Source organism: Pseudomonas sp. RL_5y_Pfl2_69, assembly GCF_963970465.1.
Lineage (GTDB): Bacteria > Pseudomonadota > Gammaproteobacteria > Pseudomonadales > Pseudomonadaceae > Aquipseudomonas.
This window is the reverse complement of record NZ_CAXAOU010000018.1, coordinates 63,394-87,755: the sequence shown is the minus strand read 5'-3', so window position 1 is coordinate 87,755 and position 24,362 is coordinate 63,394. Positions and strand designations below refer to the sequence as shown.

Genomic DNA, 24,362 nt, shown 5'->3' with positions numbered 1-24,362 from the left:
CGATTACATCGAGATGTTCTACAACGCAAAACGCCGCCATGGTTTCAACAATCGGCTGTCACCGGTAGAGTTTGAAAAGCGTTACGCAATGAGCTTGCAAGGTGTCTAGAGAATCCGGGGCGATTCATCATGACTTCTTTGAAGGTTCTTTGTTGGATTGCATGGGCCTCATCAAATCATGTTTTTTGAGCCCCGCCAGACTCGCATTGTGAACGATGATATGGAAAAGCTCGGATAGCTTAGCGTTTAGGAAATTGAGGCGTTCGATTTCTTTCTCAAGCCGTGCGATGCGCTCCGCGCCGTCCCGGATAGTTTTGGGCCGAGGCAGGTTGGTGACTCTTTCCAGCTCTTTACGCAGCGAGTTTTTCTTAGCCTGGTACGCAAGCTTAATTGTCTCTTTTTTGTTCAGGGCTTGCCGAGTTGGGGGAGTTCCCCAGCCCAAAATTTCCTGAGCCCCCAAGCAGATCGTATTCCAATCCAGCTTGTGCTGGGTGTCCCAATTATTGATCATTCGGCAGATGTCGCGAGTCTGCTGGTCAGTAATAACCTTTGGCATCAAAATATTCCTGGCAGATTCATTGAAAGAGCATTTCCAAGCAATCGACCAAGTCTTGGCCATATTCAAGAGCGATCTGTTCCTTCTGCAGAAGCTCAACTCCTGCCTTCGCAGCCTTTTCCCCCACGATCAGCGCCTCATGGTTGAAGTCTGTACCTGTCACTTGAATGGGGGAGCCATCCGGGATGTCGGGGTTTTCCATGACATCAACCAGTGCGATGAGCCGCTGGATCTGGGGGGTTGCCTTTTCGATCCAGAGCGAGGCTGATCGCTCGCCTGCATCAATCGCACGTTGGGCTGCATCCTTAGTGCGAATCATGTTATCCCGATCGTTCTTGATGGTTTCCAGAGCGATCTTGTCACCTTTGCAGGCCAAGAGTTCTGAGCAGTTGGTGCAATCAGCGAATTTTATGCAGGGCCCGGCGCGCCAATTTCTGCGGCAGATGCCATATCGACTACGATGGTAGGGGCCTTGGCCATAGCTGGCTGCTTCATCCTCAGTTACAGGCTGTAGTGTTTCATGCTCCTGCTTGGTCTGCATGATCGTGGATGCTTTCTCCAGCTTTTGCTCCGCAGTCTCATGTAAGTAGGTACGAGTCTGCTGTTTAGAGGCGCGGCTGCTCCACTCTGTGATTTCTTCGATCGACACACCGTATCGCTTGGCAAGTCGGTTAATGAAGTGGCGTAAGCTATGAGAGTTTAGCTTGAATGGGTCAAGGCCATGCTTAGTGAAAAAGCACAGAGGGCGCTGATTTTTCCGATCAAGCTTGACTGCACCATCCAGCCGCTTCCTGTAGTAATCAGGGTTGAAGGGGGCCAGCAGCACAGGGCTCGTACCAGCGCGGGCGCCCAGCTGTAACCGCCTGAAACACATCAGCGATTCACTCATCTTGAGTGGCTTGAGTTCCTCCTTAGGTTTTTCCTGATACGGGAAATGGGGGTTTTGACTTCTATGTTCAGCCAACACGATCTGCCACAGAGAGTCCAACGTAAAGCCAGTCTGCGAGTAATTCCCTGTGTGATTTTTAATGAAGTTCTCGCAGGCCTTGTAATGAGCGAATCCCAACGCCTGGGCGACTTGGTCTCGCGTCAGCTCTTGGTCGTCTGGTACATCTGGGCAGTTGGCATGCCTGTAAAACCTGGTTGGGTTTGTCTCCATGTACAAGGCGAGTTTTCTGCCTTCAGTAGTGATGGTCACGAGCCGGTCAACTGCTTCCTGTGCAACCTCTGCCATTGTGGTGGGGACAGCCTTGCGGGTGTAGCTATGGGTTTTCGGGACGTAGTACGCAAGGTAGCGCTGCAAGTCACCATTTTTGTCATGATCGGATCTCAAGCAGTCTGTACGCCAGCGGAGCGTTTCCCCGATTCGCATCGGAGCTGATAACAACAATGCTGTAATCGAAGTCACCATGATGTCACTGTCATCTAGCTGGCTCAGAGGCTGACTGAATACGTCCGCGATGCTTAAGAACGCATCTTGATCCGCAGCCTTCTTTTTCTTGACCTCGTCAGGTGCATTTGCACCTCGAAGGTTATGATAGGACTTATCTTTAATGTAGGGGTTCTGCCAGCGAATGACTTCAGCCGGGACGACCAGTTTTTCGGATAACCAACTGAGAATCTGCAGTGCGCTGTTGACAATGTGGCCCGGTGCTGCGAAATCTTCAACATGCACGGTCATCGATATGAAATGTCTGACATGGATTTTGGTGATGTCCGGAATGCCCATATCGTTCACAAGCGCTTTCTCTAATGCCCTCAAAGCTTGTAATTCGCGTCCAGCGTTCCTGTGCGGAGCTATCGTGTGTCGATAGCGCAAGTAGGATTTGGCCACATCAATGAATGCTGGGTGAAGAAGTTGGTCATCTGTTGGCTTAATCGACTTGTGAAGCTTCGCACCGTTCATATTGGTGAATCGGATTCGCGAGTCTCTGGACGGGCTAGGCCAAGTGGATGCATGCCAGTTGAACTCTGCATCGTCTGACAAAAGGGTAAGTTCATCCCGGCAGTACTTTACCAAGGCTTTGAGGTTGCTAGCTGGACTGAGCTTTGGGTTCGGATTGAAGCTGACCAGTTTGAGATGGGCAGCCATTATTTCTGCTCACGCTTGATTTTGCACAGCTGAATACACCGCTCTACAGCTCGAATGTCGTCCGAAAGGTCGATAGGTATGAGCATATCTCGACGGTTACCCAGTTTCACGATTTCGTTCTCCTGAGCCTGACGAAATTGAAGTGCTTTCAAAACTTCCTCATGTGGGGCGTCAACCAACGGCTCAAAACTCCTGCATCGATAGCAGGGGAGCGGAATGGATGATGTTGTGCAGAAGCTAAGTCGACCGCATCTACCGATATTTTTAAGCCAGCCGTCTTTCGCGAACTCTAAGCTCTTCAAAGGATTATCTGGATATGTCGCCTCAGCATCAGTTGCGATGATGCGACCATGGAATGCTTGTGCAATAGGTACCAGTCCCGGCGACATTCGCTCATTTAGCTTGCGAGCTTCCTCAGCGGGGTCGTTGTAATATGAATCGATAGCTTCACCATGGTTGTGGCCCAGCCAATAAGACAGGATGGGCTTAGGCACACCCATTCGAGCGAGCTTGCGGGCTCTGGTATGACGAAGGCGGATAGCATTGAACACTAGCGGCTTGCCTGTTCTGTGGCTGTCAGGTCTAACTGGCAGGCGCGCCCTGAGAGATTTGATACTAAAGTTGTAATTTAGCTGGATAACCCGTCCAATTGTTTGTGCTCTTAAATGAAATAACTCATCATCAAGATTAATCAAAGGATCTCTATCAAGGATTTCGCTGAGAATTTTGAATGCTTTGATAATTTGGCTATGAGTTGTAAAAATCGGAAGTTTATCTATTTCTTCTAAAGGAACGGCTGATCCTAACTCGACTTCGAACGCGGCTATAATTTCTTGACGCTGAATCATCAGCATGTTCCAAAGGTGATCGGCAATTGGATGAATTTCGAATTTCCCACCTCTGAATTCTGTTTCGACTCCTTGCTCTTTCACTGAGGGAAAATGGATCTCGTTTTCATGTAGCTGTGTAATAGCTTTCATGCTCCCGGACTTCAAGTCTCCAAATTTCAGAGCGCTGATTTGGCTGGGTCGACGAGCATATTGAAGTGCGAGCAAGCGGATTAGCGCTGGCTGCGTGGAACCAGTTAGCTCATAGTTATTCCACGTGGCAATAAGAATATCATCGTATTCCTCATCTGTTAGCCAGCTTTTCTCCGGATCATCCGATTCCACGTTGTTGGAAGTGCACGGGGGAGGTGCAATTTGTGCCAGCAGGTTCAGGGCATCATCAGTAGCTGCATTCGGATAGCGATCTTTCCAATAATCTAGAAAGATACGAGCTTGAAATGTCCTCGTGCGCACTGACGCATTTTGAACTACATGCGTCACCCATGTGGTATCGAAAATACTAGGAGGCTTACCTTTCGAGGCAGTGCAAAATGCTGACACGAGATGCATGACTACCGTCAATGAAAAGCGTTGGCTGTCGGCAAATGACAGCACGTGCTTTTTAAAGGATTCTTTTACCTCAGATGATAAATTGCTTAATAGAAGTTCGCAGTCAATATTGCGATAGCCTAAGTGAATGAGATGCTCCCCCTCCCAAAATACTCTACCATTGGCAGCCGAGCGGGCAGTAGCATCTAGATCGAGCGCGATGTCTTCGGGGCGCACAATATATCTATCAACGGTTGTATTTGATTCATGCGCGTCGATTATAGGCTGAGCGATGGTGGGCTGTTTCATTTGAGTGGCCTTTGAGTATCACGAGCCACTTCTCTTCCTATCGCCATAGCTTTCTCTCTACGATGTCTCAAGTTATATATAGTAGCCATATCTGATCCAGGAACCCATCCCATCGACTCCTCGCGAGCCTCTGCCTCATCATCTGGGGACATGCCCATCTCGTCCGCGTGTAGTGAGAACCTATAATTCCAGTCATGGCGAAATGCGTGAGGATGGAGGTTGCCACCAAGGGCAGGAAAAGACTTTTGAAAATAAACAAATACTGAGTTAAATCCAGTCACAGTTAGTGGCTGCCCTTGAGTACGTCCCGTATGCACGCAGAAGATAAAGTCTTGATCACTATGTCCGACGCTGGTCAACTCTGCGCGATGGTTAATTCGATACTCAATGAGCTGGCGTTCGAGTTCTTCTGAAATGGGAACGGAGCGACCAAGTGTTTTTGCTACAGGTTGATTAACCCTTCGATCAAATTCATCATTATGGTTGCGCTCAATGACCAGGTAGGCGCTCTTGCCACCGCTAGACTCGATAAAATTCTTGATCTTGAGGGACAATAGTTCCCCTCGCCTCATACCCGTCTCATATAGAATTCGAATCATGACAATGTTGCGCATACGAGTGCCTTGATAGTTTGAGCTGCAAAGGTCCTCGAAGGGGTTCTTGAATATAAATAGCAACTGGGTGCGGGCGCACTCAGATAATTTTTCATCTAAAAGCTGCTGGCGATTTCGAGCCTTTGAGCCTGCTCGTTTGATTAATTTTTGCTTCAGGCGCGCGGCTTGGTCTTTCACAAGCTCTCGAACTTCAATGTCATTGGGGTTTGGAAGTAGTTCATCCGTCAGCCACGCAATGTATTTACAGATAAAAACCCAATGGGAATTGAATTTATTAGCGCAGATGACCTCGCCTTTCTTGCCATTGCGGCGAGTTCGTACATGCGCCGCTAGGCTATCTACATCGCTCGCGACCATTAACTTGCCAGCGAGAAGCCTGTCCTCAATGCTGATCCTCCGATCACGCTCCCACTGACTCAATCGCCGGATAGCGTCCAACGCAGTTACCTGGGTTTGGTGGGTGCCGTGGACTCTGAGGCTGCGAGAAAGGAACGCTGACGCGTAGAACAGCGGGATGCCCGGGGCGTCCGGGCTGAAAAGGAGGGAGAAGCGTTCGCCATTTCGGCCTACATATGATCGGATAGGGAATGTCATGTTTACATTTTGCCCGGTGTGTCATAGATGAACAATCGTCGTTTACATTTTATTTTCAATGCTTGGCCACAGTTATGCTCCATGTTATCATGTATGTATAGGGTTTAGACGGGTGGAGAGCACCATGGTTGACAAAAATTATCCGCCTCGCATAGTTGTACTGGATACCGAAACCACCGGTATGCCGGTCACCGACGGCCACCGGGTGATCGAGATCGGTTGCGTCGAGTTGATGGGACGTCGCTTGACCGGCAGGCATTTTCACGTGTACCTGCAGCCCGACCGTGAAAGTGACGAGGGCGCCATTGGCGTCCACGGCATTACCAATGAGTTTCTGGTGGGCAAGCCCCGTTTTGCTGAAGTGGCCGATGAGTTTTTTGAATTCATCAAGGGCGCTCAGTTGATCATTCATAACGCCGCGTTTGACGTGGGCTTTCTGAATAACGAGTTTGCCCTGATCGGGCAGATGGATCGGGCCGACCTCACTCGCCATTGCACAATCCTCGATACCCTGGCGATGGCGCGGGCCCGTCACCCGGGGCAGCGCAACAGCCTTGATGCCTTGTGCAAACGCTATGGCGTCGATAACTCGGGTCGTGAATTGCACGGCGCGTTGCTCGACTCCGAGATCCTGGCAGACGTTTATCTGACCATGACCGGTGGTCAAACCAGCCTGTCACTGGCGGGCAATGCTTCTGACGGCAATGGTTCGGGCGAAGGCTCGGGCAATCAGGCCAGTGAAATTCGCCGCTTGTCGGCAGACCGTCATCCGGGTCGGATTATTCGTGCAAGTGAAAGCGACTTGGCCGAGCATGCGGCTCGTCTTGAAGCCATTGCCAAATCGGCTGGCGCCCCTTCGTTGTGGACCCAACTCCTCGACGCCAAGGGACAGACGCTGCAATAGCCTTCGCCGACCTTGTAGTCGCTGGCGCAGGCGGGCGATGGGGTGCTTAGCAGCCCATTGTCAGCATCGACGACAAGAAAGAAGGATTTTTCATGCATCTGGTTATGAACCCCAAAGACCCTCAAGTCTCAGTACGTTTGGCTGATGAAGGCTTTGCGCCGTATGTGTGGTGCAACGATTTCAGCTTTGAGGTTCGCGCCTACGCCCGTGCCGACCGCAATAAAAAAGTCGAGCACTGGCCACTGGACCTGATCACGCCTTATCGCAAGTGCTACGGCATCGACCCTGATGAATTTGCCAGCTATCGCGGGGGCAAGGACAGCGACATTTTCATGGCCTATCTGGACAATCAGCCGGTCGGGCATGTGGTGGTGAGCACCAACTGGAATGGCTTCGCCCACGTGGATGAGCTGGCCGTGGTTGCCGGCGCCCGCCGCCATGGCGTGGCCAAGTCATTGCTGGATGTGGTCAAGTTCTGGAGTCGCAAAAAAAATCTGCCGGGGATCATGCTGGAGACCCAAAACAACAACCTCGGCGCTTGCCGGTTGTATGAGCGTTGCGGGTATCAGGTGGGAGGCATCGATTATCTGCGTTATCGCGGTATTGATCCGCACACCAGCGAAGTGGCGATTTTCTGGTATCTGATTTTTGAGAACCGCGACTCACTGCCCTGAACGCCAAGCGGGCGGGTGTTAAAGCACCACCAACCCCTGATCAGCCAGTAATGCCTCGGCTTTATGGCGCACGATATCGAGCAATGCCTTGAGCGCAGGTCCGGGTTGCGCGTCTTTGCGTGTCAGCCCATAGAGTGTCACCGGGATAGCCGGTGACACGGGGCACACATCCAGACCGCTGGTCTTGGCGCCTACGGCCGTGAACGGGTCGACCAAAGCCAATCCTTCCCCGGCTTCTACCAGGCTGCGCATCATCTGGTAACTCTGAACCTGAATCTGCACCACAGGCATCGGGCGCAAGGCTTGCAGCTTGCCGTCGAGCAGGCGGCTCAAAGGGTCGTGCTGCTGCAGGCCGATCATTGCCTGGCCGGCCAATTCTTGCAGCGCGATGTATTTGTGCTTGGGGGACAACCAGCCGTGAGGGGCCAAAAACTGTACTTTGCCTTGAACCAGAGGCTGGCAGTCGATCCCGGGTTGTTCCGATGGCTGCAGGCTCAGGCCAAGATCGCACTCGTCCATCAACAGGCGGCGCACAATTTCGGCGCAAGGCTGGCTGCTCAAGGTGGTTGGCGTATCGGGAAAGCGGCGCCTGAGGGCACCTATGCAGTAAGGCAGAAGGGGGTGTGCCAGGGTTTCGCTGCAGGCCACACGCAAGGCCGGCTCCTGATGCTGGCGCAAGTCGTTGCCAAGCTGGCGCAGCGGCTCAAGTGCCTGGTACAGCTGGTTGATGTGGGGCTGGAGCACAAGGGTGTCGCGGGTGGCTTGAAGCCGCCCGCGAACACTGGCAAACAGCATGAAGCCCAATTGCTGCTCGGCCTCTTGCAGCGTGGCGCTGAGGGTGGCCGCGGGCAATTGCAGCAACTCGGCAGCATGGCCGAGGTTGCCGGTTTGCAAGATCGCTTGAATCACTTCGATGTGGCGTAAACGCATGCGTGAAGTCCATGTCCGGCAGATGAGGTTTCAGCGTGACGAAGCCTGACCCAAGTCTCATCCTTTGACTTCAGCGATATGCCGTGGGCTGCAGGTCAGGCTGCGACAACCGGAGAAGGATCCCGAACCAGTACGACGCCCGACTGTACGAGCTCGAAGGTGTTGTCATCGTTCTTTTTGACGCGATCGCCAATGGCCAGTTTGTACGTTTTTACCGGTTGCTCGCCTGTCGCTTGTGTATCTTCAAATTCATGCACGGAATAGACGCGTCCTTCCGCATCCCTTGCATGAAATTGCCCAACGAGAACTGCCGCCATTTGTAGAGAACCTCTGGAGATAAACACCCAATTTGCGGTTCTGTAGACCGTTGATCAGTAGGGGAAGTTTAGCAATGTGAAAAAAATAGTCCTGCTACTTTACAGGCTTGCAGGCAGATAGGGTGAACTGGGGTGCAAGAAAGGCGTCCGATCATCTATAACTACTCTTCCTATAGCCACAGACTCGGGGTTTTCTATGAGCAAGGTCTACAACGTTGCGGTGTTGGTCGGCAGTCTGAGGAAAGACTCCCTCAATCGAAAAGTCGCCCTTGCTCTGGCAGAACTGTCTCCGGCAAATTTGAAGCTGAATATTGTCGAAATCGGCGAGCTGTCCCTCTATAACGAAGACATTGATGTCACGCCGCCGCCTGCGCCTTACAGCACGTTTCGCGATCAGATTCGCCCTGCCGATGCCGTGCTGTTCGTGACCCCTGAATACAATCGCTCGGTGCCCGGCGTGTTGAAAAACGCAATAGATGTCGGCTCGCGTCCCTATGGCCAAAGTGTGTTCAGCGGCAAACCGGGTGCGGTGATCAGTGTTTCACCGGGGGCCATTGGTGGCTTTGGGGCAAACCAGCATTTGCGCCAGTCGCTGGTTTTCCTCAATGTGCCGTGCATGCAACAGCCTGAGGCGTACCTGGGGGGTGCGGGGGATGCATTTGATGCGCCTGGCAAGCTGTCAGAAAAAACCCGACCGTTTTTGCAAAAATTCATCGACGATTTTGCCAAATGGGTCGAGCAGCAACACAAGCTCTGAGTCTTTTTCATCAAAAACGCGGCAGGCCTGACTCAGGGCTGCAGCGTTTTTTTATCTCAATCAGCTGCTTTGTGGCATTTCGCCATTGGCCAGACGCTGGTTGATGTCTGCAATGACGTTCGGCAGGTCACTGATGGTGTCGATCAGGTAGTGGGGGCGCGAGCCCGCGAACAGGGTGTGGATGCGGGAGCGCTCACTGTCCAGCGTGGCGGCATCCAGCGCCTTGTACTGCTCGTAGGTCAGGCCCAGGGCGTTTCCGGAACACACCAGTGCGACCGTCCACATGCCTGCACGGCGACCTTCAAGGATGCCCGGCACGGTGTCGTCGATTTTTACGCAGGCGCCTACATCATCAATGCCCAGCGCGATCACGTTGGCCAGTGCCTGAGCAGGCCAGGGGCGGCCATTTGGCACTTCGTCAGTGGCCACTACGTGATCGGCGACGTAGCCATTGGTGGCAGCCAGTTCAACGACTTTGGCCATTACTTGCGCCGGGTAGCCCGAGCATGAACCGATCTTGATCCCCTCATCACGCAGTTTGGCGATGGTTTCCAGTGCGCCGGGAATCAGCGCCGAGTGTTCGGCAATTTTTTCGATCTGCAGTGGCATAAAGCGTTGGTAGATCGCGGTCACGTCTTCGTCAGTTGGCGCGCGGCCAAATACTTTTTTGTAGCGCTCGGTGATCTGTGGCTGGTCGCACAGGGTACGAATATGATCCCACTTGCCCATGCCCATCGGGCCGCGTGCTTCTTCGATGGAGACCTGTACGTCGAACTCGGCAAAGGCTTCGACGAAAATTTGCGTCGGGGCAAATGAGCCAAAATCGACCACCGTGCCTGCCCAGTCGAGAATGGCGGCTTGCAGCTTGCTTGGGTTGGTGTAGTTCATGTCAGTCAATCCTGTAAGAGCGGGCAGGGCCGCACGAAGTAATTTGGGTTGTTCTAGCCTGTTCCCACACCATCAAATGTCGAAGACTTCCATCTCTTGTAGCACTTGGCCTACGGCGTTCACCGCAGCCTGGATCTCGGCCTGATTGACGTGGCCTATGCAGCCCACACGGAAAGTTTCGACCTGGGTCAATTTGCCCGGGTACAAGATGAAACCCTTGGCTTTCACGCGTTCGTAGAACTCCTTGAACTGGTAGCGCGGATCTTTGGGCGCATGGAAGGTGACGATAACCGGAGCCTGAATGGCCTCGGGCAGGAAGCTGCGAATACCCAGGGCGGTCATGCCGTCGAGTAGCGTCTGGCAGTTGTCGGCATAACGCTGGTGGCGTGCTGGTAAACCGCCTTCTTCGTTGTACTGCAGCAGGGCTTCGTGCAAGGCCGCGACCACGTGTGTGGGTGGAGTGAAGCGCCATTGGCCTGTTTTGGTCATATAGGCGTGCTGATCGAACAGGTCCATCGCCAGTGAGTGACTGTTGCCTGATGCGTTCTGCAGCGCCTCTTTGCGGGCGAAGACAAACCCCATGCCCGGTACCCCCTCCAGGCATTTGCCGGACGCTGCGATCAGCGCGTCGAAAGGGACTTGCTGTGCATCGATGGGCAGGGCGCCGAAAGAACTCATGGCGTCGATGATCAGACGTTTACCTTGTTGAGCAATGACCGCTGCAATTTCGGGCAGCGGATTAAGAATCCCGGTACTGGTTTCGCAGTGAATCAGGGCCACATGGGTGATGCTCGGGTCGGCACGCAGAAGGCGGTCTACGTCGGCAGCGGTGGTGGGCTGGTCTTCAGCCGTTTCAAAGGTGCTGAAACGACGCCCCAACACTTCGCAGATCCTGGCCAGTCGCTTGCCGTAGGCACCGTTGATCAGTACGAGCACATTGCCATCTCGTGGCACAAGGGTGCCGATGGCGGCCTCGACGGCGAAGGTGCCACTGCCTTGCAGAGGCACACAGTGATGGCTGCTCCCGCCGTTGATAATGGCCAGCAGTTGTTCGCAGAGGCTGGCAGTCAGCTGGTTGAAACTGTCATCCCAGGAACCCCAGTCGACCATCATCGCCCGGCGGGTTCGCGCCGACGTCGTCAGTGGGCCAGGGGTCAGCAGGATCGGGGCGGCAGTACTCATTCTGAAATTCTCGCAAGCATTGGATGGCTACTGGTTACAGGGCATAAATTGCAGTTTGAGTTAATATCAATCAAATTGTTTGTTGTTATGCCAGCCATCAGTGAAGGTTATGCATGAATTTATTTCAGCTTCGTGCCTTTGACGCGGTGGCCCGAGAAGGCAGTTTTACCCGGGCTGCGGCCCGACTTTTTATCAGCCAGCCAGCCGTTACGGGGCACATCAAGGCGCTTGAGGAGCACTACCAGATCACCTTGCTGCGACGTACGGCCAGGCGTGTGGAGCTGACTGAAGAAGGCACCAGGCTGGCGGCCATCACGCGAGCCATGTTTGGTTTGGTGGATGAGGCACAGGTCATGCTGGAGGCCAATCGCCAACTGCTCACCGGGCGGCTTGAGGTGGCGGCCGACGGCCCGCACTTGGTGATGCCGATGCTGGCTGGCCTGCGGGCGCGTTATCCGGGAATAACCGTGAACTTGCGTTTGGGCAATGCCCAGGAAACCTTGGCGGCGTTGTTGTCGGAACATGTCGATGTGGCCGTGCTGACGGAAGTAGAACAGCGCAAAGGCCTGACCTTGCGTCCGTTGGATGAGTCGCGGATATGCGCCTTGGTGCCGGCCAATCACCCGTGGCAGGCTTTGCCGGATGGCATCGCTATTTCACACTTGGACCAGGTGATCATGGTGTTGCGTGAACCGACGTCGATTACCCGTCGCACCTTTGACAGCGCCTGTGCTCAGGCCGGGGTCACCCCGCGGGTGTTACTGGAGCTGGACAGTCGTGAAGCCGTTACCGAGGCCGTGGCCGCACAGCTCGGTGTGGGCATTGTGTCGTCGGTAGAAGTCAGCCATGACCCTCGAGTGTGTGCGGTGCCGATCAACGGTGCGGGGCTCGTCAACCTGCATATGCTGGGTTGCATGGAACGGCGCGCCGAGTTGCGGCTGATCAAGGCGTTTATGGAGCTGGGCAAGGCTTAAGCAGGCAGCGATTGGATTTTTTGGTCGATTGCCGACTTGCGGGCGTATAAACTTGCGCCCATTCGACGGCCGATATGCCGCGACACACCCGATTGAGAGAGTGAGTAATGGGCGCACAGTGGAAGGTTAAACATAAAGCGGACGCCGCCAACAGCCGTGGCAAGATTTTTGGCAAGTTGGCCAAGGAATTGACGGTTGCTGCGCGCAACGGCGCCGATCCGGACATGAACTCGCACTTGCGTCTGGTCTATGAACAGGCCAAGAAAGCCTCGATGCCAGCTGACACCATCAAGCGCGCGATCAATAAAGGTGCCGGTATCGGTACTGAAGCCGTGCAATACCATCGTGTCACCTATGAAGGCTTTGCACCTCACCAGGTACCGCTGATCATTGAGTGCCTGACGGACAACATCAACCGTACCGTGGCTGAAATCCGTGTTGCCTTCCGCAAGGGGCAGCTGGGTGCTTCGGGTTCGGTGGCGTGGGACTTCAACCACGTTGGCATGATCGAAGCCAAGCCTGATACCCCGGACGCAGATCCTGAAATGGCCGCAATCGAAGCGGGCGCCCAGGACTTCGAAGAAGGTGAAGAAGAAGGCACTACCTTGTTCATCACTGAACCGACTGACCTGGACACCGTACAAAAAGCACTGCCTGAGCAGGGCTTCACCGTGTTGTCGGCCAAGTTGGGCTACCAGCCGAAAAACCCGGTCAGTGGTCTGACTGACGAGCAAATGGCTGAAGTCCAGGAGTTCCTGGCCAAGCTGGAAGAGCAGGACGACGTGCAGGACATGTTTGTGGCGTTGGCATAAGTCTGAAGCAACGCTCTTCTGTAGTCGCTGAGGAGCGTAGCGAGGCTGCGATGGGTTGAACCTCTTTCAGCCCTTATCGCAGCCTCGCTACGCTCCCCAGCGACTACAGGTTGCTATGCCAGTTCCTGACTGATTTGAACAAACCCCGGCCGTGCCAACACGTCAGGCTGGATGCAACGCTGTTGCAGGCCTTGCAGATCACTGCGCTGCTGATCGCTCAGGCCCGAGTCGATACGCTCCAGTAACTCCCCCAATAAAATCCCGAATGCTCGCACTTCAATGCGTTGCAGCGCACGGCTGTGCGGACTGTCGTCAATGGCGTGGAAGCACGCCGCACCAAAATCCCCCAGCAGGCATTCGCCTTGGGCATTGAACAGAATATTGTGCCCGTACAAATCGCCATGACAGATGCCCTGCGCGTGCAAATGGCCTGCCGCCGAGGCTATGCCGCGAGCGATGCGCAAGGCACTTTCGCCGGTAAACCGGGTGCTGTTGGCATACACGTCGCGGCTACAGGTATCAAAACTGGGCAGGGCCGCAAGGTTGATGAATGACCGGTCGATCAGCTCCATGACCAGGCCGGCCTGGTTGTCAGGATGCCCCGCCACACGGCCCAATACCTTGATCAGGTTGGGGTGTTGCCCCGCCGCGATGCAGGCATTCATTTCATTGAGGGGTGAGCCGTCGCTGGTGATGCTGCCCTTGTACAGCTTGACGGCAACTGACTGGTCCGCCTGGCCGGGGGCAGTCCACCGGGCTTGATAAATGATTCCTGAAGCGCCTTCGCCCAACTTGTGCTCAAGCTCAAGGTGCGACCACTCAATATTCGGCGTGTCGTCAGGCGGGCGATGAGCGCTGGCATCTTCACGCAACGGATTGCCAGCGTAGGCCAGCCAGCTCAGGCTCGGCAGTGCCAGCAGCCTATCGGGCAGCTCGCTGAATTGGTTGGCAGCCAAGCGGATCAATTCCAGGCGCTCACAACTGGCCAGGCTGCTGGGCAGTTGCTGCAGGCGATTACCGGCCAGCATCAACTTTTGCAGCAGGGGGCGCTGGCCCAGTTCTTCGGGTAATTGTTCGATGCAGTTGTCGGTCAGGATCAGCCAGCGCAGCAAAGGCGGCAGCGCGGTGCCGGGTACGCTTTCGATGCGGTTAGCCTTGAAGCCGATCATGCTCAACTGTGCGCACTGCCCCAGGCATGCTGGCAGCTCGGTGAACTGATTGTCCGAGCAAAACAGGATGCGCAAATGGCTCAGGCGATGCAGGTCGTCGGGCAAGCGGCTCAGGGCGTTACCGCTGAGGTTGAGAATTTCCAGGGAGTCGGCCAGCTGGAAAATTTCGTCCGGGAACTCGGTAAGTCCGCACGACAGATCAAGACGTTTGAGGCCCGCCAATTGGCCGGCGCGCAGTTTAGCGAGGGTATCCATAAGCAGGGTCGGTTACTCGTGGGTGGCGCAAAAAGTGTCGCGCATAATAACGACTATTCGACCTGTGGCCGAGTATTTGCACCCGGGGCGTAAGCTAAAAGTTGTACTTAGCATAACTTTGCTTAATTTCTTACATAGCTGGACGTATCGCCCTTCGATGCTAGCCTTCATCCTATATATGGACTCAAGGAAAGGTCATGGAGTGCCGTCTAGGGACAGTCATCATAGGCTCCTTGCTCAGTACGTGCGCTTGGTCGGCGCAGTACGAGGTTCAGGTTCGAGTCATCGTCGAGAGGGGCTGCCAACTGGTGGACTTGCCCCGTGGCGCAGGCATTGAGAGCCTGGGTCTGCTCGATTTTGGCCGTACCGCGCGGTTGGACGGGCCGTCGTCTCCCTTGAGTGCAACGCTGATAAACCCGCGATTACCGCGCCTGGAATGCAATCCCGATACCACCTATCAAATTCAGATCGACGGTGGCCAGCATGGTGGCACCGCTGATGTTCGCTATTTGGCCCTGGGGCCGGGTAGCCCTCCCATCCCTTATCGACTGTTTCGTGACCCGGCCCGTCAGATACCGTTGCCGGTCGATGTGCCTGTGAGCGGCACAGTGCCCGATAGCGGTTCGGTTGAGTTGCCGCTGTATGGCCGGATCGAACCGTTGCAGCAAATTCCCCCTGTCGGGCTGTATGCCGACCTGTTGAAAGTCACCCTCACGTGGTAGTGCCAGGAGTATGAACATGACCGGGCCTGCGCACTGTATAGCCCTGTTCGCAGCCTGTGCGCTGTTGGCTGAGGGGGCGCAGGCAGCCATGATCAGCGGGCAGATTCAGGCGCGTCTGGTGATCCTGGCCAGTTGTCAGGTGAGCACAGGGTCCGGCGCGGGAGATGAGAACCGTCTCGACAACCTCGGGACGCTCAATTTTGGCTCGAAGGGCCCTACCTGGAACACACCGGGCGAGGTATTGCTGGATGGCAGCGAGAGCAATTTGAGAGTGGCCTGTAACCCCACCGTTGGAGGGTTTACGGTTTCCATCGATGGTGGAAATCACGGTAATGGCACAGACCGTCGACTGAGTAATGGTCGGCAAATGATCCCTTACCGTTTGTATCTCGATGCCGCTGGCAACAACAGCTACAGCATCGGGCAGCAACACAATTTTGTGGTGGCAAATGGCGGTCATGTACCGATCCCGGTGTATGGCATGGTGATGGCAAATCCTGTTGCACTACCGGCAGGTGTCTATAGCGACACGCTTCGGGTAACGCTGGATTGGTAAATAAAAGTGGGGTGCAAGATGCGCGTACTTAAATCAACGCTGGGTTTCTCATTGTTGGGCTTGATGTTGGCCGGTCCGGTGCAGGCGGTCACGACCGTCAGTGGCACTGTAAATGCTTCGTTGGTGCTGACGACCAGTTGCCTGATCAACGGGGTGGTGGGCACCGGTGGCGCGGTGTTCGGGGCCCTGGACTTCGGTACGACCACGACGCTGTTTGACACCGCGAACGCTCAGGTATTGAGCGGCGCTGGCGCCATGACGGTGCTGTGTTCGGCCGGCACTACTCCCACGATAACGCTCGGTTCCGGTACTCATGACGGACTGGCAGCGGCGCAAGGCACGCGGGCCTTGGCCAATGGCACCAATTATGTGGGTTATGACCTGTACAGCGACTCTGCCCACAGCACCCCGGTGGCAATCGGTGGCAACGTTACGCTGCCCGTGAGCACGGGTGCCCAGCAAACGGTCAATATCTACGGCAAAGCGACCGGCAAGTCCGGGCTGCCTGCCGGGACCTATAGCGACACTATTACTGTTGTTCTGACCTTTTAAGCCTTGTGGCGCGGCTGCGCGCGGTGTCACTGGTGCTGCTGTGTGCATGCAGTTCGGCCGCGTATGCCGATACGTCAGCAACGCTGTCAGTCAGCGCGAGCATCGTGGCGGGCTGCCTGGTAAACAGCACGGGAGGGCTTTACGGCAACCTGAATTTCGGGACGTATTCGGCATTGTCCACCGCACCAGTGACTGTGGCGCTGGCGGGTGGGGTGACGCTGCAATGCACGCCGGGGGTGAGCGTGAGCATGCAAGTCAATGGTGGCTTGAATAACGTCAGCGGTCGGCATTTAAAGATTGGCAGCGGCACTGCGCAGATTGCCTATCAGTTGTTTCAGGATGCGGCCCGTACTCAGAGCCTGGGTATCGCGCAATCGGTCAACGTGCCCTACACCAATGCCAATGCCATAAGTCTGCCGATCTACGGCTATGTGTTATTGCCCGGCAACCAGCCGGCGGGCACCTACAGCGACACGCTGCAGGTGCAATTATCTTATTGATGTCCAGGGATCAGGAGCTTGTTTATGCATTCATTCTTACGGCCACTTCAGGGCCTGGCTTTTTGCTTGCTGGGATTGGGCATGGCCCAGTCGGCGCAGGCGGCCAGCTCGATTTTGATCTGGCCTATCGATCCGGTACTTGAGGCCGACCAGCAGGCCAGCGCCCTGTGGCTGGAAAACCGCGGCGATACTCCCGCCAACTTGCAGATACGAGTATTTGCCTGGAATCAGGATGGCTTTGACGACAAGTACCAGAACCAGCGCGATGTGGTTGGCAGCCCCCCCCGTGGCCACCATCCAGCCAGGGCAAAAACAACTGATTCGCCTCACTCGCGCCAAGACCTTCCCGGCAGGCGAGGAGCACGCCTACCGCATCATCATTGACGAGATCCCGCTGCCGCTCCCCCCCTCGGACGCCGGCAGCAACCAGGCTGCGGCAGCGGTTCGCTTGCAAATGCGCTATTCGGTGCCGTTGTTTGCCTACGGTGCCGGGCTGTGGAGCAAGCCGGATGCCAGCCGCCAGCGTGATCCGAGCGGTGCGGGTTTGCCGCAATTGAGCGGGCGGGCCCTTAAGGTCGACGGCAAGCCTTATGTCGAAGTGGTCAATCGCGGGGCGGTACATGCCCGATTGACCGAGGCCGCGCTGAAGTCGGGGGCTCAGTCCCGGCCTGTAGTGGACGGGCTGCTCGGTTATGTGCTGCCAGGCGCCACGATGCGCTGGCCGGCACCGGCTGTTCAGGGAGATGCCCTGCAAGTTCGGGTCAATGGCCAGACCCAATTGCAGACCCTGACATTAGGGCAGTAAGCAGTAAGCCTGGCAGGAGCCAGTTTTCGCCAGTGACCCGCGTTGCTGCCGCCCGGCATAAAGGGTGATATCAGCGAGGGGAGCAATAGCAAGGAGTGGCCATTGAAGGATCTGGCATGGTAACGAGAAGGGCGCGGGTGTTGTCCTGTATCGGCCTGTGCAGTGTGCTCTGGGGACCATCAAGTGAGGCGGGCGAACTTCCGCCACCTCCCGCCAGCATGGAGGCTGTCGCCGATGCCCAGCTGTATCTGGAACTGGTGGTGAATCAATTGAATACAGGACGACTGGTACAGGTGCAGCAACGGGCAGGTCAACTGTATCTGCAAGCGAGTGTTCTGCAGGAAGCCGGAATTCATCTGCCCGTCACGCCCCCTGAAGAGGTGGGCCTGGACAGTGTGGCTGGCTTGCACAGCGAGTACGACATCCAGGGCCAGCGCCTGCTGCTGGATGTGCCGCCCGACTGGTTGCCCGAGCAAGTGCTGGGTCGGCGCTCGAACTCCCCGCACAGCGAGGCGGTCAGCAGCTTTGGTGCGTTGTTCAACTACGATGTGTATCTCAACGACACCGATGATGCGGGCACCTATCTGGCCGCATGGAACGAAGTGCGGGTGTTTGACAGTTGGGGCACGTTGTCCAATACCGGACAATACCGGCGCAACATCGTCACCTCAGGCACAACCCCGCTGGACAGTGGCTATCTGCGCTATGACACCACCTGGCGATTCTCTGACGATGAACGCATGCTCACCTACGAGGCAGGCGACCTGATCAGCGGCTCTCTGCCCTGGACCAGCTCCATACGGATGGGCGGTGTGCAGGTGTCCCGAGACTTTGGTGTACGCCCTGACCTGGTGACCTATCCGTTGCCGCAGTTCTCCGGGGAAGCGGCGGTGCCGTCGTCAGTGGATCTGTTTATCAATGGCTACAAATCCTCCAGTGAAAACCTGCAGCCCGGTCCCTATACCCTGACCAACGTCCCTTTCATCAATGGTGCCGGTGAGGCCGTTGTGGTGACCACCGATGCGCTCGGGCGGCAGGTTTCCACCAGTGTGCCGTTTTATGTCACCAGTACCTTGCTGCAGCAAGGCCTGAGCGACTACAGCGTTTCGGCGGGCAGCGTGCGCCGTGGCTACGGGATCGACAATTTTTCCTACGGTCCCGGTGTGACATCGGGCAGTCTGCGCTATGGCCTGACCAACAATGTGACCCTTGAAAGCCACCTTGAAGCCTCGGACTCGCTGACCCTGGGCGGGGTGGGTGGCAATCTCAAACTGGGCAATTTTGGTGTGCTCAACAGCGCCGTGAGCCAAAGCCAGTTCGATGGGCGCAGCGGTCGTCAGCTCAGCCTGGGCTACCAGTACAGCTCGCAAGGCTTGAGTTTTGCCTATCAGCGCCTGCAACGGTTTGCCGACTATGCGGACCTGACGGTCATCGACAGCGATTACATCAGCCTCAGCCGGCGCAGCGAACAAGTCACCCTGGCCCTGGATCTGGATCGTTTTGGCAGTCTGGGGGCCGGGTATTTCGATGTGATGTCCGCCGATGAGACGCGTACGCGCTTGCTTAACTTGAGCTGGAGCAAATCGCTGTGGTTCAACAGCAGCCTGTATGTCTCGGCCAACCGTGAACTGGGCGACAGCAATTGGGCCATGCAGGCGCAGATCGTGGTGCCCTTCGATCTGAGTGGCAACTTCAGCGTTGGTACCGAGCGCAGCAGTTCTGGGGTTACCCAGCAGCGGGTCAATTACAGCCGTAGCGTGCCGACCCAGGGTGGTGTGGGTTTCAATCTGGGCTATGCCCATGGCGATACGCCGGATTATCGCCAGGCCGATTTGACCTGGCGCCTGCAATCGGTGCAGTTGCAAGCTGGCGTATACGGCACCTCGGATCAGCAGACACGCTGGGCAGATGCCAGCGGCTCGCTGGTGTGGATGGACGGGCAAACATTCGCCGCCAACCGTATCGACGATGCTTTTGTAGTTGTCAGTACCGGCGGTTTTCCCGATGTGGGCGTGCGCTACGAGAATCAGTGGATCGGCAATACCGACAAGAACGGTCACTTGCTGGTGCCCTGGAGCAGCGCTTATTACCGCGGTAAATACGAGATCGATCCGCTGAACCTTTCCGCCAATATCATCACTCCCAATGTGGAACAGCGAGTGGCTGTACGCCGGGGCAGCGGCTATTTGCTGGAATTCGAGTTGCGCCGGGTGGCGGCGGCCAGCGTGCATTTGATCGACGCCCACCAGCAGGACCTGGCGCTCGGCAGTGCGGTGTTGAACGAGCAAAACGGTGCGCGAGCGGTCGTGGGCTGGGACGGGCTGGTGTACCTGGAAAACCTCACGGCGCAGAACTCGCTGCAGGTGATCATGCCCGATGGCAAGCAGTGTAAGGCGCAGTTTCCATTGCCGGCCGAGACCGATCAGGTGCCCTTGATCGACCCGGTGGTGTGCCAATGAAAGGAACATTCGGATTAGGGCTGCTGTGCTGTCTGGCAGCGTTTGGAGCCAAGGCCGGTTGCACGCCGGCGGGGGTCGCCAGCCCGGCCAGTTATGGCACGATCAGCTCAACCCTGGTACGCACCGCGGCGCAAAGCACGTCATCCTCCAATGCGGGCCTGACCTGCACCGCCGGCGGGATTGCGTTGCTCAGTGACGCGTATTTCAAGGCCACGATCACATCACCCCGTACCGGTATGCTTGGGCCAACCGGGGATGTCATTGCCTACACCATTTATGCGAATAACAGCACCGCGCACCCCATGACCCGTGGCCAGGCATTCGACTTTGCCGTCAATGGCCTGCTGGGTACGGCGGCGCCCAGTGTGATCCCGTTGTATTTCACCACCGCGGTCAACAACGTGGCGGCTGGCGTCTATACCGAGACGTTGAATGTGCGCTGGGACTGGTCCTACTGCACCGGGCTGGGAGCTTTGGGAATTTGCCTGGGATACGACACGGGATCCAACAGGATCAGCACCCTGACGGTGAGCATGACGGTGGCCAACGACTGCACCATCAGCGCACCTTCGATCAGTTTTGGCAGCGCACCGGTGGTCAGCGCGTTCTCGACGGTCAGCCAGACCATCAGTGTCAACTGCACCAAGGGCAGTGCCTATACGGTAGGGTTGGGCGATGGCACACACCCCATCAGTGTGGGCGGGCGGCGGCGGATGATTTCCGGTAGCAACTATTTGGCCTACGACATTTTCCAAAGTGCCGGCAGTACCCGCTGGGGGAGTGTGGGCGCCGCTCGACGGGCGAGTTCGTCTGCCGAGGTTTTTCCCGGTAACGGGTTGGGCAATGGCAGTCAGATTTTCAACTACAACGCCAAAATCTACACCGACCAGACCACGCCGCCAGCGGGTAGCTATACCGACAACGTGGTGCTGGATGTGGGCTTTTAACGCAGTTCCCTGACCATGGCCGACAGGGTGGTCAGCACGTCCTTGGCCAATTGCTTCGAGCGTTTTCCATCCCAGCCGGTCTGCGGGTTCGGCGCATCGTTGTTGTCCTTGAACGGCATTTCCAGCGTCAGCGACAGGCAGTCAAAGCGCTGGCCGACGCTGTTGCAGGCCAGGGTCATGTTGGCTTGGCCCGGCTCGTCGCGGGTGTAGCCATGGGCAGTCTGAAAGTCTTTGGTCAGGCCGCTGAGGTGGCTGCGAAAACGCTCTTCCAGGGTCGCCAGGCGAGGGGTGTAGCCAGGATTGCCTTCACAGCCCGCCGTGAACACATAGGGGATTTCTTCGTCGCCGTGGATATCCAGGAACAGATCGACACCGTACTGGGTCATTTGCTCCAGGGCGAAGAACACTTCAGGGCTGACCTGGGGGCTGGTGTTTTGCCAGGCGCGGTTCAAGTCCTGGCCATTGGCATTGGTGCGCAAGTGCCCGTGAAACGCGCCGTCCGGGTTCATGTTCGGGATCAGGTACAGGTCGGCAAAGTCCAGCAGCTTGCGCATTTGGGGATCGCTGCCCTGTTCCAGGCGTTCGAAAATGCCTTCCATAAACCATTCGGCCATGTGTTCGCCCGGGTGCTGCTGGGCAATGATCCAGATCTTGCGTTTGTGGCTGGCGCCGTTGCCTTTGCGCAACAACTGGATATCCCGCCCCTCGGCGCTTTTACCGGTGGCCAGCAACTGGCAGCCTGACCACTGCAGGGCGTTCTTGATCAACTGATCGTGGCGTTCGCGGCTGTAAGGTTCGAAGTAGGCGAACCAGACTTGAGGCTGCTCGGCGGCAAGGTGAATGTTCAACGAGGTACCGTCGAAATCGCTCGGTACGCGGAACCAGTTTTCATGGTCGTACGAAGCCACCGCCTGATAACCATCCCACGCTTTGTTATAGGAAGACTGGCCGGCGTTGCTCAATTGGAAATGGTGCGTGTGTCCCGGTGTCAGGCCATCGGCCTTGAAGTGGAACCACTGAAAATGCGGGCTTTTGGTATCTGGTTTGATAGCCAGTTTTACCTGCAGCGGATTACTGGCATCCAGCACCTGGACATTGCCGCTGTCGAAGTCACTGCTGATATGAAGTGAAGAGGGCGCCACAGTCATCGTCAAAATCCCGAAATCTGATAGTTGTGGGCGTTACTGTACAGTGCAATGGCATTAGGCCAATACGGAATTTTGGACAATAAGATGTAGGGAAAAACGAAGGGGGGGCGTCGTCCTTGACGCTGCGCAAGTGTAGGGTTTTTGCGAGTGATTCTCAAGTGCTAGATTGCCATTACGGCCATAGTCCAGGACTTCAGGCTTCCGTTTCCCGATGTTCTTTTGCTATCATCGTCGGCATCGTAGCGGTCACCGAAAAAAACCGGCCGCACACAAGACTTCATTAGCCTGAAGCACGCAGAGCCAGATAACTGGCCGCAAAAAAAAGACCCGGCTAGAAGCCGGGTCAAATAACCGTGATTAGCCTGATGAGGAGGTAATTCACAAGACCGACCTAAGGTCCCTTGAATTATCGACTGATCTCGCGACCAGCTGCATGCAATAGTAATCATTATCATTTGCAAAGCAAGTTTTTTCCCACGCTTTTTGGAAATTAAATTTCCATTCCTCACCCCAAGGCTCTATCACGCGGCCTTTACCCCGATGCCAGCAGCAACTCAGTGGTGCGTTTGACTTCGCTCATGGCGATATTCGAGTGGGCTTCCTGAACGTGCGGCTTCTGCAACAAGTGATCGCGTAGAAAGCGTTCATAACTGTCGATGTCATGGGTCACCACCTTCAGCAGGTAGTCCATATCGCCCGCCATCGTGTAGCACTCGATCACTTCGGGGTAATCGGTGATCGCTTCTTCAAACTCGGTCAGATGGCGTCGCCCGTGGCCTGATAACCGCACATTGACGAACACCACCACATTGAGCCCAAGCTTTTTCGGATTGAGCAGGGCGACCTTGCGCTCAATGACGCCTTCCTCTTGCAATCGATGGATGCGGCGCCAACAGGGCGATTGCGACAACTCCACGTGCTCTGCCACTTCGGCGGCAGACAGGTCGGCATTGTGTTGCAGCAGGCGAAGAATCTTACGGTCGATAGCGCTTAATTTAATCTGCATGAACTGATCTGTTTTCTTATTTTTTTTGAATGATGCATGCAGATTAGCAGAACAATTCCTACAAAATAGAAAGAAAATTCCTAGGTAAAACCTTCACTCTTTTGCTTCGCACCCTGCTTCGGGTCAGATACTGACTTATTGGTCTGACTCGCTTCCCGGGCTAAAAACAAGAGAGAGAACGCAATGCCGATTTTTACTCATCCCGAATTCGATCACCACGAACACGTCCAGTTTTGCCATGACAAAGCCACGGGTCTCAAAGCCATTATTGCGGTGCACAACACGCGTCTTGGCCCGGCTCTCGGGGGCTGCCGCATGTGGCCCTATGCCGATGAAGAGCAAGCCTTGAACGATGTGCTGCGCCTGTCCCGTGGCATGACTTACAAGTCGGCGCTGGCCGGTTTGCCGTTGGGCGGTGGCAAGGCGGTGATCATTGGCGATCCGCGCAAGGACAAGAGCGAAGCGCTGTTCCAGGCGATGGGTGGCTTTGTCGAGAGCCTGGGTGGGCGTTACATCACGGCTGCGGATTCCGGCACCGGCGTCACTGAAATGGCCCTTATGGGCCAGCGCACCCGTCATGTGGTGGGGGCTGGTACGCGTGAGCAACTGGGCGGCGGCACCCGCAGTGGTGATCCGTCTCCGGCAACGGCGCTTGGGGTGTTTATCGGTCTGCGCGAAGCGGTCTTGCAGCGCCTGGGTCGTAGTGACCTGGCGGGGCTGAGGGTGGCCATTCAGGGCCTTGGTCAGGTGGGCTTCAACCTCGCCAGACAATTGAAAGAGGCGGGCGCTGAGCTGTGGGTCCACGATATCCAGGAGGCCAACGTGCGTCGCGCAATCGACGAACTGGGGGCTCATCCAGTGAGTGCCCAAGACATCTACGGGCTTGACGTCGATGTATTTTCGCCTTGCGCGATGGGGGCAATCATCAACGATGACACCTTGCAGTTACTGCGCGCGCCAGTGATTGCAGGTGCTGCCAACAATCAGCTGGCCAAAGCCTCCCATGCTGATGAACTGTGGCGACGGGGCTGCCTGCATGCACCGGATTACGCGATCAACGCGGGCGGCATTATTGACGTGTCCTACGAGTACAACGGTGGCACGCCCGAACAAGTTCGTCAGCACGTTGAAGGTATTGGAGAGACTTTGCGTCAGATCTTTCTAAGGGCCAAAGCCCAGGATCAAAACACCACGCGCATCGCCGATAGCCTTGCTCAAGAACGTCTTAACGCTTGATGAGAGGGGCGCGGGTGTCCTGATCGGG

General features: G+C 56.0%; 24 protein-coding genes and 1 pseudogene. 14 read left to right on the top strand and 11 right to left on the bottom strand.

What is annotated here, in order from left to right:
* The coding region (locus AACY07_RS23690) for an IS3 family transposase (protein ID WP_339474677.1) at positions 1-109 on the top strand (109 nt) is incomplete at its 5' end.
* Between the two features lie 18 nt (positions 110-127).
* Here AACY07_RS23690 and AACY07_RS23685 read toward each other — a convergent pair.
* The 4 genes from AACY07_RS23685 to AACY07_RS23670 are packed head-to-tail and all read right to left on the bottom strand — an operon-like array spanning position 128 to position 5,541.
* Positions 128-556, bottom strand: a complete 429-nt coding sequence (locus AACY07_RS23685) for a hypothetical protein (RefSeq protein WP_339478165.1) — start codon at positions 554-556, stop codon at positions 128-130.
* Positions 557-575: 19 nt separating this feature from the next.
* Positions 576-2,648, bottom strand: a complete 2,073-nt coding sequence (locus AACY07_RS23680) for an integrase (protein WP_339478163.1) — start codon at positions 2,646-2,648, stop codon at positions 576-578.
* Entirely contained in the window at positions 2,648-4,333 is a 1,686-nt protein-coding gene (locus tag AACY07_RS23675; protein WP_339478161.1) for a site-specific integrase, read from the bottom strand. Before AACY07_RS23675 ends, AACY07_RS23680 begins: the two co-directional genes overlap by 1 nt.
* Positions 4,330-5,541 carry a site-specific integrase gene (locus AACY07_RS23670; RefSeq protein WP_339478158.1) on the bottom strand — a complete coding sequence of 404 codons (1,212 nt, stop codon included), beginning with the start codon at positions 5,539-5,541 and terminating at the stop codon, positions 4,330-4,332. The genes AACY07_RS23675 and AACY07_RS23670 overlap by 4 nt, the downstream gene beginning before the upstream one ends.
* Positions 5,542-5,665: 124 nt before the next feature.
* Between AACY07_RS23670 and dnaQ the strand changes: the two genes are divergently transcribed.
* Positions 5,666-6,445: a DNA polymerase III subunit epsilon gene (gene dnaQ, locus AACY07_RS23665; RefSeq protein WP_339478155.1), complete on the top strand. Its 780-nt coding sequence runs from the start codon at positions 5,666-5,668 to the stop codon at positions 6,443-6,445.
* Positions 6,446-6,537: 92 nt separating this feature from the next.
* Positions 6,538-7,119 carry a GNAT family N-acetyltransferase gene (locus tag AACY07_RS23660; RefSeq protein WP_219262084.1) on the top strand — a complete coding sequence of 194 codons (582 nt, stop codon included), beginning with the start codon at positions 6,538-6,540 and terminating at the stop codon, positions 7,117-7,119.
* A gap of 18 nt (positions 7,120-7,137) precedes the next feature.
* Here AACY07_RS23660 and AACY07_RS23655 read toward each other — a convergent pair whose 3' ends face one another.
* Positions 7,138-8,049: a LysR family transcriptional regulator gene (locus AACY07_RS23655; RefSeq protein WP_339478152.1), complete on the bottom strand. Its 912-nt coding sequence runs from the start codon at positions 8,047-8,049 to the stop codon at positions 7,138-7,140.
* A gap of 95 nt (positions 8,050-8,144) precedes the next feature.
* Positions 8,145-8,366 (bottom strand): hypothetical protein, encoded by a 222-nt coding sequence (locus AACY07_RS23650; protein WP_133077940.1) that lies wholly within the window; start codon positions 8,364-8,366, stop codon positions 8,145-8,147.
* Positions 8,367-8,562: 196 nt separating this feature from the next.
* On the opposite strand from AACY07_RS23650, the gene AACY07_RS23645 reads away from it, so the two are divergent.
* On the top strand, positions 8,563-9,123 hold the full coding sequence (locus AACY07_RS23645; RefSeq protein ID WP_339478150.1) for an NADPH-dependent FMN reductase: 561 nt from the start codon (positions 8,563-8,565) through the stop codon (positions 9,121-9,123).
* Between the two features lie 60 nt (positions 9,124-9,183).
* Here AACY07_RS23645 and phnX read toward each other — a convergent pair whose 3' ends face one another.
* Positions 9,184-10,011 carry a phosphonoacetaldehyde hydrolase gene (gene phnX, locus AACY07_RS23640; protein ID WP_339478148.1) on the bottom strand — a complete coding sequence of 276 codons (828 nt, stop codon included), beginning with the start codon at positions 10,009-10,011 and terminating at the stop codon, positions 9,184-9,186.
* A gap of 72 nt (positions 10,012-10,083) precedes the next feature.
* Positions 10,084-11,193 (bottom strand): 2-aminoethylphosphonate--pyruvate transaminase, encoded by a 1,110-nt coding sequence (locus AACY07_RS23635; protein WP_339478146.1) that lies wholly within the window; start codon positions 11,191-11,193, stop codon positions 10,084-10,086.
* Between the two features lie 113 nt (positions 11,194-11,306).
* On the opposite strand from AACY07_RS23635, the gene AACY07_RS23630 reads away from it, so the two are divergent.
* Positions 11,307-12,167: a LysR substrate-binding domain-containing protein gene (locus AACY07_RS23630; RefSeq protein WP_339478144.1), complete on the top strand. Its 861-nt coding sequence runs from the start codon at positions 11,307-11,309 to the stop codon at positions 12,165-12,167.
* A 107-nt stretch (positions 12,168-12,274) separates the two neighbouring features.
* The gene (locus tag AACY07_RS23625; RefSeq protein WP_219262088.1) at positions 12,275-12,979 is read left to right on the top strand and encodes a YebC/PmpR family DNA-binding transcriptional regulator; all 705 of its coding nucleotides are present in this window, start codon (positions 12,275-12,277) and stop codon (positions 12,977-12,979) included.
* 113 nt (positions 12,980-13,092) lie between these two features.
* Here the strand turns inward: AACY07_RS23625 and AACY07_RS23620 are convergent, their stop codons facing one another.
* Positions 13,093-14,403 (bottom strand): protein kinase, encoded by a 1,311-nt coding sequence (locus AACY07_RS23620; RefSeq protein ID WP_339478142.1) that lies wholly within the window; start codon positions 14,401-14,403, stop codon positions 13,093-13,095.
* 197 nt (positions 14,404-14,600) lie between these two features.
* Here AACY07_RS23620 and AACY07_RS23615 point away from each other — a divergent pair, with 197 nt between their 5' ends.
* The 7 genes and pseudogenes from AACY07_RS23615 to AACY07_RS23585 all read left to right on the top strand — a co-directional run bounded on the left by AACY07_RS23615 (position 14,601) and on the right by AACY07_RS23585 (position 20,944).
* A complete protein-coding gene (locus AACY07_RS23615) occupies positions 14,601-15,125 on the top strand; it encodes a Csu type fimbrial protein (protein ID WP_339478139.1) in 525 nt (174 codons plus the stop codon).
* A gap of 16 nt (positions 15,126-15,141) precedes the next feature.
* Positions 15,142-15,681 (top strand): Csu type fimbrial protein, encoded by a 540-nt coding sequence (locus AACY07_RS23610; RefSeq protein ID WP_339478137.1) that lies wholly within the window; start codon positions 15,142-15,144, stop codon positions 15,679-15,681.
* 18 nt (positions 15,682-15,699) lie between these two features.
* Positions 15,700-16,233: a Csu type fimbrial protein gene (locus AACY07_RS23605; protein ID WP_339478135.1), complete on the top strand. Its 534-nt coding sequence runs from the start codon at positions 15,700-15,702 to the stop codon at positions 16,231-16,233.
* A gap of 5 nt (positions 16,234-16,238) precedes the next feature.
* Entirely contained in the window at positions 16,239-16,733 is a 495-nt protein-coding gene (locus tag AACY07_RS23600) for a Csu type fimbrial protein (protein ID WP_339478133.1), read from the top strand.
* A 24-nt stretch (positions 16,734-16,757) separates the two neighbouring features.
* Positions 16,758-17,538: pseudogene (locus tag AACY07_RS23595) on the top strand (fimbrial biogenesis chaperone).
* Positions 17,539-17,654: 116 nt separating this feature from the next.
* A complete protein-coding gene (locus AACY07_RS23590; RefSeq protein ID WP_339478131.1) occupies positions 17,655-19,997 on the top strand; it encodes a fimbria/pilus outer membrane usher protein in 2,343 nt (780 codons plus the stop codon).
* Entirely contained in the window at positions 19,994-20,944 is a 951-nt protein-coding gene (locus AACY07_RS23585) for a Csu type fimbrial protein (RefSeq protein ID WP_339478128.1), read from the top strand. Before AACY07_RS23590 ends, AACY07_RS23585 begins: the two co-directional genes overlap by 4 nt.
* Here the strand turns inward: AACY07_RS23585 and AACY07_RS23580 are convergent.
* On the bottom strand, positions 20,941-22,092 hold the full coding sequence (locus tag AACY07_RS23580) for a M14 family metallopeptidase (RefSeq protein ID WP_339478125.1): 1,152 nt from the start codon (positions 22,090-22,092) through the stop codon (positions 20,941-20,943). The two genes, AACY07_RS23585 and AACY07_RS23580, sit on opposite strands and share 4 nt — an antisense overlap.
* Before the next feature lie 532 nt (positions 22,093-22,624).
* Positions 22,625-23,098, bottom strand: coding sequence for an Lrp/AsnC family transcriptional regulator (locus tag AACY07_RS23575; protein ID WP_133077932.1), 474 nt, complete (start codon positions 23,096-23,098; stop codon positions 22,625-22,627).
* Between the two features lie 183 nt (positions 23,099-23,281).
* Between AACY07_RS23575 and AACY07_RS23570 the strand changes: the two genes are divergently transcribed.
* Positions 23,282-24,334 (top strand): Glu/Leu/Phe/Val dehydrogenase dimerization domain-containing protein, encoded by a 1,053-nt coding sequence (locus AACY07_RS23570; protein WP_339478121.1) that lies wholly within the window; start codon positions 23,282-23,284, stop codon positions 24,332-24,334.
* Positions 24,335-24,362: the final 28 nt, after the last annotated feature.